General features: G+C 51.6%; 10 protein-coding genes. 8 read left to right on the top strand and 2 right to left on the bottom strand.

Features of this window, described 5'->3' with window-relative positions; all coding sequences use genetic code 11:
- Nucleotides 1-78: 78 nt before the first annotated feature.
- Both B0681_RS09860 and B0681_RS09855 read right to left on the bottom strand, forming a co-directional pair.
- Entirely contained in the window at nt 79-1,317 is a 1,239-nt protein-coding gene (locus B0681_RS09860; protein WP_078318557.1) for an integrase arm-type DNA-binding domain-containing protein, read from the bottom strand.
- Nucleotides 1,318-1,495: 178 nt separating this feature from the next.
- A complete protein-coding gene (locus B0681_RS09855; RefSeq protein ID WP_078318556.1) occupies nt 1,496-2,170 on the bottom strand; it encodes a hypothetical protein in 675 nt (224 codons plus the stop codon).
- 496 nt (nt 2,171-2,666) lie between these two features.
- Between B0681_RS09855 and B0681_RS09850 the strand changes: the two genes are divergently transcribed.
- From B0681_RS09850 to B0681_RS09815, 8 genes are all read left to right on the top strand, one after another.
- Nucleotides 2,667-4,484: a TolC family protein gene (locus tag B0681_RS09850; RefSeq protein WP_078318555.1), complete on the top strand. Its 1,818-nt coding sequence runs from the start codon at nt 2,667-2,669 to the stop codon at nt 4,482-4,484.
- 72 nt (nt 4,485-4,556) lie between these two features.
- Complete coding sequence (locus tag B0681_RS09845; RefSeq protein WP_114144985.1) at nt 4,557-6,803, top strand: type I secretion system permease/ATPase; 2,247 nt, start codon at nt 4,557-4,559, stop codon at nt 6,801-6,803.
- Between the two features lie 81 nt (nt 6,804-6,884).
- Entirely contained in the window at nt 6,885-8,057 is a 1,173-nt protein-coding gene (locus B0681_RS09840; RefSeq protein ID WP_078318561.1) for an HlyD family type I secretion periplasmic adaptor subunit, read from the top strand.
- A gap of 180 nt (nt 8,058-8,237) precedes the next feature.
- A complete protein-coding gene (tkt, locus tag B0681_RS09835; protein WP_078318554.1) occupies nt 8,238-10,238 on the top strand; it encodes a transketolase in 2,001 nt (666 codons plus the stop codon).
- A gap of 266 nt (nt 10,239-10,504) precedes the next feature.
- On the top strand, nt 10,505-11,230 hold the full coding sequence (gene pyrH / locus B0681_RS09830) for a UMP kinase (RefSeq protein ID WP_078318553.1): 726 nt from the start codon (nt 10,505-10,507) through the stop codon (nt 11,228-11,230).
- Between the two features lie 49 nt (nt 11,231-11,279).
- Nucleotides 11,280-11,834, top strand: a complete 555-nt coding sequence (gene frr / locus B0681_RS09825) for a ribosome recycling factor (protein WP_078318552.1) — start codon at nt 11,280-11,282, stop codon at nt 11,832-11,834.
- Nucleotides 11,835-11,947: 113 nt separating this feature from the next.
- On the top strand, nt 11,948-12,688 hold the full coding sequence (gene uppS, locus B0681_RS09820; protein ID WP_078318551.1) for a polyprenyl diphosphate synthase: 741 nt from the start codon (nt 11,948-11,950) through the stop codon (nt 12,686-12,688).
- A gap of 36 nt (nt 12,689-12,724) precedes the next feature.
- The gene (locus B0681_RS09815) at nt 12,725-13,573 is read left to right on the top strand and encodes a phosphatidate cytidylyltransferase (protein ID WP_078318550.1); all 849 of its coding nucleotides are present in this window, start codon (nt 12,725-12,727) and stop codon (nt 13,571-13,573) included.

Raw genomic sequence — 13,573 nt, 5'->3', positions numbered from 1 at the left:
TAGATCCTCATCCAAACCACCCACCCATCTCATTGATTTTACGATAATTATTGGTATCTAGCACACCCCATGTGACCATCACTGTGACCATCGCTTACAGTTGGCAGGCAGCTGTAGCTGTGGATTCATCAGATCGACACCGACGAGCGTGGCGCAGTGTTCGACATAGTCCGCCCAGATCTGTAGTAGGGTGAATCGCTGGGCGAGCCGTTCGCCACGGTCATAGGCGGTCTTGATGCGGTCTTGGTTCAGATGCGATAGGGCGATCTCGATGATCTCAGAGTCATGGCCTTGTTCGTTCAGATAGGTGCTAGCGATACTGCGCAGGCCGTGGGCGACGAGCTGGCCACGATAGCCCATGCGTTTGATGGCGCCATTGGCAGACTGCGCATTCATCGGTGCATCAGGATGCAGATGACTGGGGAACAGATGGCCTGTGCGTGTGGGCAGGGCATCGAGGATGGAGATGGCTTGACGGCTGAGTGTTACGGTGTGGTAGCGGTGCTGCTCGGTGCGGGTGCCTTTATAGATGGGGTAGCGCCACAGCTTGGCAGTCTGATCGATGTCCTGCCAGTGAGCGTGTGCCGCTTCGCTCGGGCGAGCGAGGGTCAGTAGCTGCCACAGGATGACAAAATAAGTCTGCCGCTGGATGCGAGCAGTGGATAAGGCGAGCAGAAACTCAGGCAGCGACTCAGGGCTGATGGTCGGGCGGTGGGTGCAGTTGGGGCGGTCGTATAGATGTCTTAGTCTGGCAGCAGGATTGTGCTGGCATAGACCCAGATGGATGCCGTGATCGAAGATCTGCATCAGCAGATGGATCAATCGGTGCAGCGAACTCATCTGAGCCTTGGTGTGATGATAGGCCAGCACATCGATGAGATCACTGGTCTGTATCTGCGTGATGCCATAGTCGCCAAGCCTAGGCAAGATGTGGCGGTCGATCAGTCGCAATACATCACGGCGGTAGTCTGAGCTAAAGCGGGCTCGAGTGGTGCGATGCGCATACCACTGACGGCACAGCTGAGCGAAGCTGATTGTGGTGGGTCGATGTGCAGGATCGATGCCCTGAGCCAGCAGCTGTCGATGCTGATCGCGCAGCTGCCGTGCCATCTGTAGGGTGACGATGGGGAAGTGGCCTAGGCTGATGTTGGTGCGGCGATGGGTGGCAGGTTTTTTATAATTAAACAGCCAGATCTTGCTGCCGCTGGGGTGGATGCGTAGATGCAGGCCGTGACCATCGCACAGTAGGTACTCGCAGGCTTTGGGTTTGGCGTGCTGGATCTGGGTGTGGCTAAGAGGTTTGATCAGTCGTGGCATGATTGTGACTCCTGTGATGATAAAATAGCACCAAGTACTAGGTCAACTGGTGACCAAAATTATCATCAGCAGCAGTCATTATCACAATGACTCGATGGCTGTGACATCGTCTGTGACCATCGCTCACTGCTGATTTGTGACAGATATGCCACGGGATCCTGTACGATGGTCGAGGGCGTTATTCGGGCTGCGCAGTCTCGCTTGGCGTAATGGGTGTATCGGCATCAGCAGCTGGAGCAGGCTGCGGTGAGAGGACTGGTGCAAGCTTGGCTTCATTGATCCTGCGCACTTGATCGATGATGGCAGCGACTCTCTCATCCTCAGGGTCTGACTGCATCACAGGATCGTGACCAGGTAGAGGAGATGCTGGCTCTCGGATGATGGGTGGTGTGGGTATGTCTGCTGGTGGCTGGGTAGGTGCAGGGCGTGGCTGAGTAGCTGTTTGGGCAGCTGCAGGGGCGGCTGCGCTGGCAGATGCGCTGTCAGTGGCTGTCTCTGTATCCGCCACAGTTTCATCTGTACGAGCAGTCACCTCAGGTGCAGCAGGTGCATCCTCATCGACTGCATCAAGATCTGCCTCATCGAGTTCGGATTCGCTGAGTGTCTGTAGTGTCTCGGCATCGATCGGCTCAACACTCAGATCACGGGCGATGGCGGTGTCTGATGCGGTGTTCGCTGGGCTTGGGCGATACTGCGCCATCAAATAATTGACGATGATCGCGAACACCAGTGCCATCACCACGACAGCAGCGATAAACAGCATGATCGAGCGCGAGGAGAATCGCGCATCAGCGGCGCGGGGCTTTTGATGGGGCTTGGGGTAGGGTGTCTTTTTGGGTGGCTGCTGTGTCATAAATTTTTAAATTGTCAGTAAAATTGTCAAGATTAAGCATCTATCGGTGCTGGGCTAAGCTAAGATCTGATCAATATCAAGCTGTCATCTAAAGCCTATCTTTAAGGGCGGTCAAACAGTGCCATAGATTATACCATAAATTTATCCAAAATCGGCCGATCCATGCCATCACTGCCATGCAGTGCAAACAGCGACAGATGTCTAGGCATGCACATATTGCATAAACTACATCTGCATTGGGCATTTAACTCATACTACAGAATCAAAAACTTAAAAATTTACAAAACTCACAACAAATTCCCGAAGTTTTGAATTAATATTTGATATAATTGCAACACAAAATTGTCCAGAGGCCTGCATGGCTATGATGGACAAAGACTGGCCACAGATCGTACGATCAGCGCCACCAAATGTCATAACGCCAATTCAGCTGATCTTTATAGGCAGCCGCCATCGCAGATGCGCTTGGTTTATGAAGTCCCGATGAGCAACATGCATGATTAACTTTTTGAATACATCTTTGGTAAAGCAGCGCGTACCTGCGCGAAGACTGCACAAACTGGCGCTGGCCATGCTGGGTCTGACAGCGCTATCAGCGCAGGCGAATGTCAATCCGCTACAGATCAATCAGCTGATCTCGATGGCGGTGCAGACGCATCCGCTCGTCGGTGCGGCAGTCGCTGACCAAAGAGCGGCGGCCGAGGGTGTGACAGCTGCCAAACTGGGCTATTTGCCGACACCAGCTTTATCCACTCAGCATGACAATACTAATGGCACGGTCACGCGCTTTACGGTGAATCAGCCTTTGTGGACAGGCGGCAGACTCACCGCGGATGTGAACCGAGCGATCAATGATGACAAAGCAGCCACTGCCAAGATTTTAGAACAACAAAACGAAGTCGCCAAAAACACCATCGACATCTGGCAGGCGTACATCTATTCATTATCCCTCCAAGAGCTGTATGCCAATAATCTAAGACAGCTGGCGGAGTTTGAGGCGATGATGCAGCGCCGCGTAGCTCAAGGCGTCTCTGCCAAGATTGAGCTGGATCTGGTGACCAACCGCATCCTACAAGATCAAAATTCCCTCCAAGGTGCCATCGAACAGCAGCGCATCGCCGAAGCTCGACTGGAGCAAGTCATCGGCGTGCCTGTGGGGGCAGCAGGTGGGGTAAATATCGCACAGATGGCTGCCGAGGTCAAAGCACTTTCCCAAAACTATGGCGAACTGGCATTCTCATCGGTCAGTGAGAGCCATCCGACCGTCGTGCGTCAGCGCTTTGAGATCGATTCTGCGCGCTATGAAGTCAAATCCCAGCGCGCCAGCCGCTATCCGACGGTCTATGTCCAATACCAAAACGACTACCTGCACCGTGATCGCGAAAACGAAGATGATGTGATGGTGGGGTTAAGCTATAACCCTGGTGCTGGCTTTTCAAATCTGGCGCTGGCTCGTGCATCAGAGGCTCGTGTCCAAAGCCTAATCCAAAGCCAAGAGGCCTCACGCCGCTCAGTGATGGAAAATATCCAGACGCAGTATCAGCAGTTCGTCAGCGCTCGTGATCAAGAGCTGTCCTTGGTGGCGGCAGTGGCAGGTGCGCAGATCGTGCTAAATTCTTATCAGCGTCAGTTCATCGCTGGCCGCAAATCTTGGCTTGAGGTGCTAAATGCCGTACGCGAGCAGTCGCAGTATGAGCAGCAGCTGCGCCAAGTACAGGCACAGATGGTGGCCAGTTTCTATAAGCTGCAAGTCGATTTTGCTAAGATGCCATGGCAGCAGCAGTCGCTGAACTTTATTCAGCAGCCGAGTGAGGTATTTAGCCCCTATCGCTATGCCAAAGAAGAAATCGATCAATACTTAAGCGCTCGCAGCACATCAGCGCCATCCGTACCAGAGCAAAGCAGTCAGGCGGCTCTACCAACCGATGGCCCGATGCTGACTCAGCCTGATCAGACGACCGAAGATCATTGGGCTTATGAGACCACAGCGATCGATGAGGCCTTGGATGCTCAGACAGACACTCAAGTACAGGTGAGCATCGTAGAGGATGATCGTATCGATGATGCTGATGATGCCAAGGTCGATGCCGTGACAGTGACCGCTGAACCGATGGCGCCTCAAGCGATGCCGATGGCGCCTCAAGCGATGCCGATTGACCCAGTCATTGATACGCCTGATGCGCCTAATGCAGCAGCTGCACTGTCAGAGACTACCTCAACGAGTATCACTTATCAAGCAGTGCCTGTCGCCGCCATCGATGCCGAGACCATCACCGATCCGTCGGTCGATCAGAGTGCTGAGCTTACGCCATAATCTTATTTATATCAGTCATTGTGATGCCACACGACAGCATGTACACGGCGTCACACTCAAGGAAAATACATCATGTCTTCTTTGCAAGATAGTCAAATCATCCACATGCCCAATGCCGCTGAGCTGTCTTCGGCGGTCAGCATATTGCTAAAAGAGCAAGGCTTTCCCGTCGATAAAAACCGCTTACAGTCAAGCCTAGACAAGGCCAAACAAGCGCCCACGCCACACGCCAGTCTCGAGGTGATGCTGCAGTCACTGGGCGTCAATGATGGCTTTGAAGTGCTTGAGGCGCCAGATGCAGCGTTCATGCCATTGATCGCGTATCATCATGGCTTGGGCTTTGGTCGCATTGTGCGCTTGGAGCAGGATATTTGGCTATTTGAGCAGACGACAGGCATGCATCGTTGCCGTGCTGAGGATTTCGGCTTGATTGCCAAAGTCGATATTCGCGCGCGCGCCCAAAGTCAGCAGAATATCACCTTTAGCAAGCTGCTCAAGCAAAGCATCTTGACGCACAAGATAGTGGTCATCGAAGCGGTCATTGCCTCTTTTATCATCAGTCTATTGGCACTGGCGGTATCGCTATTTTCGATGCAGGTTTATGACCGCGTCATCCCCACGCGCAGTGAATACACGCTGATCATTCTAAGCTCGGGCGTGGGTTTGGTGATTTTATTTGAAGCTTTTATGAAATTTGCTCGCTCTCGGGTGATGGATCGCATGGTCGTGGGCATGGATCAGGATTTGTCACGATCGGTATTTGAGCGACTGCTGAAGGTTCGTGTTGATCAGATGCCAAACTCGGTCGGCTCGCTCGCCGCGCAGCTTCGTGGCTATGAGCAGGTGCGCAGCTTTTTTACCGCCAGCACCTTGTTTACGCTGGTGGATGTGCCGATGAGTTTGTTATTCATTGTCATCATCGCAGTGATTGCCTCACCGATCGTGGCAGTGATTCCTTTGATTGCGGCGGTGATTGGTCTGGGCTTGGGTTTTTATAGCCGTAATAAAATCAACGCCATCGCCCAAGAAGGCGCGCAGGCATCATATGCCAAGACAGGTATTTTGGTTGAGGCGGTTGAGGGCATCGAGACCATCAAAGCAGGTGCGGGTAACTGGAAGTTTTTATCCAAATGGATCAATGTGATGAATACCACCACCCACAATGATCTAAAGATGCGCCATGCCAATGACAACCTAAACTACTTCGTGCAGATGCTACAGCAAGTCAGCTATGTTGGCATCGTCATCATGGGTGCGTATATCGTGATGAGCGGTGATATGACCATCGGTGGCCTAATCGCCAGTACCATCTTGGGCGGTCGTATCCTAGCGCCGATCATGAATGTGCCGAATATGCTGGTGCAGTATTCTCACGCCAAAGCAGCGCAGATGAATATCGAAAATCTGTATCAGCTAGAGCAAGACAACCAAGGCGTCAGCTATCCGCTATCGCCATCGAAGATTTATGGCAATTATCAATGCCAGCAGCTCAGCTTTAATTATGCCGACAATGATCGCCCAGCATTACAAGTGCCTCAGCTGACCATCAAAGCAGGTGAGCGCGTGGCGATCTTGGGTGCGATTGGCTCGGGCAAGTCCACTTTATTAAAGCTGTTATCTGGTCTTTATGCGCCGACCTCAGGCCATATTCTACTGGATGGTCTGGACATGAGCCAGATCAGCCGTGAGAGCCTAAGTGATCAAGTGGGCTATCTACAGCAAGATCATCGTCTGTTCCAAGGCACGCTCAGGGATAACTTGTTGATCGGTATGCCGACACCACCCGATGATGTACTGAGCCGAGCGCTGCATCGTACAGGCTTGATCCGCTTGGTATCTGGGCATTCTAGCGGTTTGGATTTGGCGATCAGTGAGGGCGGTAAGGGTCTGTCAGGTGGTCAAAAGCAGCTCGTGGCATTCACGCGTCTGGTGCTGACCAATCCATCGGTCTGGCTGCTGGATGAGCCGACTGCATCGATGGATAATAGCCAAGAGCAGCAGTGTATCGCTGTACTTGCCCAAGAGTTCAAAGATCCAAGCAAGACTTTGATCCTATCGACGCATAAGCCTGCGCTATTGGCACTGGTCGATCGCATCATCATCATGAACGACAGTAAAGTGGTGATGGATGGACCAAAGCAAGCCGTGCTTGAGCAGCTGCGCAAAAATGAAGAGGCTGCCAAGACCAAAGCTGCCAGCCAACAAGCGGCAAAAGCCCAGCAAGCCCAAGCCGCACCAGCTCAGCTGCAAGCCCAAGCTAAGGCCATCCAAGCCAAAGCCGCTGATCCTGTGATGCAGCCTGATGAGACTGACCGCTGATCGATGATGACTCGGCGGCAGGTGCTGCCCGAATCCATCGGTGTTTTAACATATTTTGCCAAATTGACTTTGGACCCAAACATGACAAATTCATATCGTTATCATTCACACAAACCGAATTCAAATCGGGCTCGCATCATCATCTGGACCGCCTTGGTGACGGTGGTGGTGCTGTTAACTTGGGCGTATTTTGCCAAGATCGATCAGGTGACACGCGCGACAGCGACCGTCATCGCCAGTGCCCGCACCCAAGAGATTCAGGCATCTGAAGGCGGTGTATTATCTCAGATGATGGTCAAAGAGGGTGATGATGTCAAGCGCGGTCAGCTGCTTTTGGTGCTCGAAGAAGAACGTGCGCAGGCAGCGGTGGATAATTCAGCAACCAAGGCTGCAGCACTCGAGGCCAAAGTGGCGCGCTTGGAGGCTGAGATCTTCAATCGTCCGCTGTCATTCCCTGCCAGCGTGCAGCGCTATCCTGAATATGTCCAAAACCAAACCGAGCTGTATAACCGCCGCCGTCAAGCCATCTCTCAAGACATCTCATCGCTTGAGCGGATGTTGGAGCTGGCCAGCCAAGAGCTTGCGATGAATGAGCCGCTGTTGTCTTATGGTGATGTCAGTCAGGCTGATATTATCCGCCTGCGTCGTCAAGTGGCGGACATCAGAGCGCAGATCACCAACAAGCGCAATAAATACTTTGAAGATGCCCAAACCGAGCTGACTCGCGCCCAAGAAGAGCTGCAGTCAGAACAAGAGCAGCTGCGTGATCGCAGTCAAGTACTGCAAGAAAAACGCCTGTTCGCCCCAACCGAAGGCAAGGTGAATAACATCCGTGTCACCACCATCGGCGGTGTGGTCAAGCCAGGTGAGGTGATCATGGAAATCCTGCCGACCGACAGTGATTTGGTTGTCGAAGCTAAGGTCAGCCCAGCTGATATCGCCTATGTCAAAGAAGGCCAAACCGCCAGCGTCAAGCTCGATGCTTATGATTATTCGATCTTTGGTGCGATGAATGGTGAGGTGGTGTACATCAGTCCAGACACGCTGATGGAGCAGACGCGCGACGGCGAAAAGCCTTATTATCGCGTACAGATCCGCATCTCGGGTGCTGAGTTTGATGGCCGCGCCAGTGACATCGTTATCCGACCAGGTATGACCGCAAGCGTCGATATCAAGGCGATGGAGCGCAGTGTGCTATCTTACTTGACCAAGCCAATTACCAAAACGCTGTCTGAAGGCTTGGGTGAGCGATAATTCACTTTTGAATGCTGGCCTTTTAAAGCGAATCAGGAAAGCGAATCAGGCGCGCTGTCTGGTTCGCTTTTTTTTATGCATCGCCTCAAACTGACAGCCATCAAGCATAGCTCGCCAAAAACACAAAAATTATCCGAAACTGTGCTATAATAGGGCAAATTTTTGTTAGGAAACTTGCTGATGCCTACCCAACTCAATCAACGACACAATGCCAACGCCATCCGTATCCTAGCTATGGATGCGGTTCAACAAGCCAACTCAGGCCATCCAGGTGCGCCGATGGGTATGGCAGACATCGCTGAAGTGCTGTGGCGTGAGTTTTTGAACCACAATCCCAAAAATGCCAAATGGCCAAACCGTGACCGCTTTGTACTATCTAATGGCCATGGCTCTATGCTGATCTATGCACTGCTGCATCTGACTGGCTATGATTTGAGCATTGATGATATTAAGGCGTTTCGTCAGCTGCACTCAAAGACAGCAGGCCATCCAGAGCATGGCTATGCCGATGGCATCGAGACCACCACAGGTCCATTAGGTCAAGGTATCGCTAATGCGGTCGGCTTTGCTTTGGCCGAGAAGACTTTGGCCGCGCAATTTAACAAAGCGGATCATGCCATCATTGACCACCACACCTATGCATTCTTGGGTGATGGCTGTCTGATGGAGGGTGTCAGCCATGAGGCCTGTTCATTGGCAGGTACTTTGGGTTTGGGTAAGCTGATTGCTTATTATGATGACAATGGCATCTCGATTGATGGAGAGGTTGAAGGCTGGTTCAGTGACGACACCGCCAAGCGCTTTGAGGCTTATGGCTGGCAGGTGCTGAATGTGGATGGTCACGACCAAGATGCCATCCGTAAAGCCACCATCGAAGCCAAGGCCGAGACCACCAAGCCTACTTTGATCATCTGTAAGACCATCATCGGTCTAGGCTCACCAAATAAGCAGGGCAAAGAAGACTGCCATGGTGCGCCGCTTGGGATGGATGAGATTGGTTTGACGCGTGAAGCGATGGGCTGGGCGGATGCCACACCTTTTGCCATTTCTGATGAGATCTATCAAGCGTGGGATGCGACTGCCAAAGGCGCGGATCTTGAAGCAGCTTGGAATGAGCAGTTTGCCAAGTATCAAGCAGCTTATCCAACCGAAGCAGCCGAACTTAGCCGTCGTTTAAGTGGTGAGTTGCCTGCTGATTTTGAAACTGTGGCGAATGACTACATCAAAGCCTGCAATGACAAAGGCGAGAGCATCGCGACTCGCAAAGCCAGCCAAAACGCCATCGCAGCACTGGCGCCAAATCTGCCCGAAATCCTAGGCGGCTCAGCTGACCTAGCAGGCTCGAACTTGACACTATGGTCGGGGGCAAAAGGCGTCCAAGATCATGCCGATGGCAACTATGTCCACTATGGCGTGCGTGAATTTGGTATGACCGCGATCGCCAATGGCGTGGCATTGCATGGCGGATTTATCCCTTATACCGCGACCTTCTTGATGTTTATGGAGTATGCGCGCAACGCGGTGCGTATGTCGGCACTGATGAAGCAGCGTGTCATCAATGTCTATACGCATGACTCTATCGGTCTGGGTGAAGATGGCCCGACGCATCAGCCAGTTGAGCAAGTGGCCAGCCTGCGCAATACGCCAAATCACTTTACTTGGCGTCCATGCGACACCGTCGAAACGGCTGTGGCGTGGAAAAAAGCACTCCAAACTGCCAATGCACCGACCTCACTGATCCTATCTCGTCAAAATCTAGCGTTCCAAGCGCGTACAGACGAGCAAATCGCAAGCATCGAAAAAGGCGGCTACATCTTGGCGAGCGAGCAAGGCGATCTTCAAGCCATCATCATCGCCACAGGCTCAGAAGTCGAGCTTGCGATGAATGCACATAAGCAGCTGACTGAAGCAGGCGTGGGTGTGCGTGTGGTATCAATGCCATGTGCTGAGATTTTTGTGAAGCAATCAAGCGACTATATTGAGTCAGTACTGCCATCGGCGGTGCGTGCTCGTGTCGCGGTCGAAGCAGGTATCGTTGATTATTGGTATAAGTTTGTCGGCTTGGACGGTAAGATCATCGGTATGACCACCTTTGGTGAGTCAGCACCTGCCAAGGATCTGTTCCAGCACTTTGGCATCACCACCGAAGCTGTCATCGATGCGGTCAAATCGCTGATCTGATCATAGATCATTGTGATCTGATCGATATTTCAACTGACAGCCATCGATTTGGTTTGGTGGTTGATAGGCGTATCCCTGCGATGCGCCTTTTTTGTATCCTAAATTATGCATTTTAAATATCATCAAGCTGCCACAGGATCACGATGATTGGTGAAACTGTCTCCAAATAACAGTATCCAAAATTTGGCTTTTGTGCTAAAATTAAGACAATTTGTCGAAGTATTATTCAAGGCGAAATCAGCCAATCACATCAGCGCGGAGGCGATATGTCTGACAAAAATCCACAATTTTCTCGTATTTTATTAAAGCTGTCTGGTGAGGCATTGGCAGGCGGTCGTGACATGGGCATCGATGCCTCTATCTTAGATCAGATGAGCTTATCGATCGCACATCTGCGCGGCTTAGGCGTGCAAGTTGGCATCGTCGTCGGTGGCGGCAATTTGTATCGTGGCAGCACGCTTCAAAAAGAAGGCTTGGTGGGTCGAGTGACGGGTGATCAGATGGGTATGCTGGCCACGGTGATGAATGGCCTTGCGATGCGCGATGCCTTGGTTCGCCGCAACATCAAAACCCGCCTGATGTCAGCCATCGCGATTGATACTGTCGTTGAGTCATACTCTAGCCGTGATGCCATCCGCCATCTGAATAATGGCGAGGTATGTATCTTTGTTGCTGGTACAGGCAACCCATTTTTTACCACTGACACCGCTGCATGCCTACGCGGCATCGAGATCGAAGCAGGTCTTATCCTAAAAGCCACCAAAGTTGATGGCGTCTATGACAAAGACCCAACCACCAATGATGATGCGGTGAAGTTTGACAGCCTAAGCTTTGATGAAGTGCTTGAAAAGAAACTTGGCGTGATGGATCTGACCGCCATCGCACTGTGCCGCGAGCATAATGTGCCGCTACAAGTGTTTGATATGAATAAGCCCAATGCTCTGCTCAATGTCGTGATGGGTGAGGCAGAAGGCACGCGCGTCTATCACTGATCGCTGCTTGAGATATTTTTACCATTTAGAAAATTTAAAGGAAAGCTCCATGATTAATGACATCAAAAAAGACGGCGAAAGCCGTATGCAAAAAGCCATCGAAGCGCTAGAGGGTGCTTTTGGTAAGCTGCGCACAGGCCGCGCGCATCCAGACGTACTTTCAGGTGTGATGGTCAGTTACTACGGCTCAGAGACGCCATTAAACCAAGTGGCCAGCATTAATGTCGAGGACAGCCGCACGCTATTGGTACAGCCATTTGACCGCTCCATGGTACAAGCCGTCGATAAGGCCATCCGTGAAGCAGATCTGGGTCTAAACCCAATGACAGCCGATGTCATCCGTGTACCGATGCCAGCGTTGACCGAAGAGACTCGCCGCGACATGCAAAAAATCGCCCGTGGCGATGCAGAACAAGCACGCGTCTCAGTGCGTAATATCCGCCGCGACATGCTAGGTGATATTAAAGATCTACTAAAAGAAAAAGAGATCTCTGAGGACGACGAGCGCCGTGCAGCAGATGACATCCAAAAGCTGACTGATAAATACATCGGCACCATCGATGCTCGCCTAGACAAAAAAGAAGCCGAGCTGATGGAAGTCTAATGCCGCTTGGCAGATACACATGGGTAAAGAGCAGTCTTTGCCCATGTGTCATTTCATCAGATGAATTTTACTCTCATCCATCACCTTATGAACCCTGACGGTAGCTGCATAACATGACAAGCCAAACCCAAATCCCCACCTCTGTACCACAGCATATCGCCATCATCATGGATGGTAATAATCGCTTTGGCAAAGCCAATCAATTGGCGACAGGCGCAGGACATGTGGCAGGAAAAGATGCGCTTGATCCGATAGTTGAGCATTGCTTGGCGCGCGGTGTGCAAGTACTGACAGTATTTGCCTTTTCAAGTGAAAATTGGGCGAGACCTGCCAATGAGGTCAAGCTGTTGATGGGGCTTTTGGAGCAAACGATTCACGAGCAGATGCCACGGATGGATCAATATCAGATCCGTTTACGCTTCATTGGAGATCGCAGTCAGCTGTCTGATCGGTTGGCGGCCTTGATGGCTGATGCTGAGGCAAAGACGGCGCATTTTGAGGCGATGACTTTGGTGATTGCCATCAGTTATGGTGGCCAGTGGGACATCGCCAATGCCGCCAAGGCTGTGGCGTCACAGGTGGCGCAGGGTAGTTTACAAGTCAAAGACATCGATGTTGATTGCCTAGCCAAGCACTTGCAGTTGTCAGATCTACCAGCGGTGGATATGCTGATCCGCACAGGCGGTGAGTATCGCATCTCTAATTTTTTGCTGTGGCAGGCGGCCTATGCTGAGCTGTTTTTTACGCCGACTTTATGGCCTGAATTTGGCGTCGATGAGCTTGATGAGATGATTGAGATGTTTGCCAATCGTGAACGCCGCTTTGGCAAAACCAGCGAGCAACTAAAGCGCTAGAGATTTTTATCACACCAATCCAAGGATAATTTTGCTATGTGGCAGCGAATAAAGACGGCAATTATATTGGTCATCATCGTAGGGTTTGCACTGTTTGCAAGTTCGATGCCGATTTTTGTGGTGCCGTTATTGGCCGTGGGCGTATTGATCGCCGCGCATGAATGGACCAAACTCATGCCAAAATGGCGACAACCAGCACAGTTTATTTTGGTGGTATTGGTCATCACCATGATCTCGATTGCTTTGCCTTGGACTTGGGTGTTTTGGTGGGCGGCCTCATTGTTGATCTGGGCGTTGGCGACAGCTTGGGTGGTGCAATATCCTGCTAAGGAAAAATGGTACGGCAGACGCTTGGTGTACATGGGCGCGGTGATTTTGACCGCTGCCATCACCGCGATGTATGGACTGTGGCAGATGTCACCATGGTGGCTGATGTATGTGTTTTTATTGGTGTGGTGTGCTGACAGTGGCGCGTATTTTGTCGGTCGTAAGTTTGGCAAACGCAAACTGGCACCAAATGTCTCGCCCAATAAGAGCATTGAGGGGCTGATTGGCGGTCTTTTGACCGCAGGCGTGGTTGCGATTGTTGTGGGCAATTATCTACAGCTATCAGGCACAGCGTTATTCTTATTTCTCATCTTATCTGCCATCACGGTCGCGGCCAGTGTGCTTGGTGATCTGTTTGAGTCGATGCTAAAGCGCCGCGCTGGAATCAAAGACTCAGGCAGTATCTTGCCAGGGCATGGCGGTGTGCTTGATCGCATTGATTCTTTATTGTCAGCGACGCCAGTGTTTGCATTCGGGTTTTGGTTGTTATCAAAAGCAGGCGTGTTCACCGAGGTGTGGATCATGATGTATTTGGCTGCGCTACGCGTGCCGTTTTAG

Source organism: Moraxella porci DSM 25326 (assembly GCF_002014855.1).
GTDB lineage: Bacteria > Pseudomonadota > Gammaproteobacteria > Pseudomonadales > Moraxellaceae > Moraxella > Moraxella porci.
Note: the sequence above shows the minus strand (reverse complement) of the source record. Positions and strands in the feature narration are given on the sequence as shown.

What these genes read in the sequence shown, in the direction of transcription:
- B0681_RS09815 (WP_078318550.1), top strand. Translation starts at nt 12,725, where the DNA reads ATGTGGCAGCGAATAAAGACGGCAATTATATTGGTCATCATCGTAGGG.
- B0681_RS09845 (WP_114144985.1), top strand. Translation starts at nt 4,557, where the DNA reads ATGTCTTCTTTGCAAGATAGTCAAATCATCCACATGCCCAATGCCGCT.
- uppS (WP_078318551.1), top strand. Translation starts at nt 11,948, where the DNA reads ATGACAAGCCAAACCCAAATCCCCACCTCTGTACCACAGCATATCGCC.
- B0681_RS09860 (WP_078318557.1), bottom strand. Translation starts at nt 1,317, where the DNA reads ATGCCACGACTGATCAAACCTCTTAGCCACACCCAGATCCAGCACGCC.
- frr (WP_078318552.1), top strand. Translation starts at nt 11,280, where the DNA reads ATGATTAATGACATCAAAAAAGACGGCGAAAGCCGTATGCAAAAAGCC.
- B0681_RS09855 (WP_078318556.1), bottom strand. Translation starts at nt 2,170, where the DNA reads ATGACACAGCAGCCACCCAAAAAGACACCCTACCCCAAGCCCCATCAA.
- B0681_RS09850 (WP_078318555.1), top strand. Translation starts at nt 2,667, where the DNA reads ATGATTAACTTTTTGAATACATCTTTGGTAAAGCAGCGCGTACCTGCG.
- tkt (WP_078318554.1), top strand. Translation starts at nt 8,238, where the DNA reads ATGCCTACCCAACTCAATCAACGACACAATGCCAACGCCATCCGTATC.
- pyrH (WP_078318553.1), top strand. Translation starts at nt 10,505, where the DNA reads ATGTCTGACAAAAATCCACAATTTTCTCGTATTTTATTAAAGCTGTCT.
- B0681_RS09840 (WP_078318561.1), top strand. Translation starts at nt 6,885, where the DNA reads ATGACAAATTCATATCGTTATCATTCACACAAACCGAATTCAAATCGG.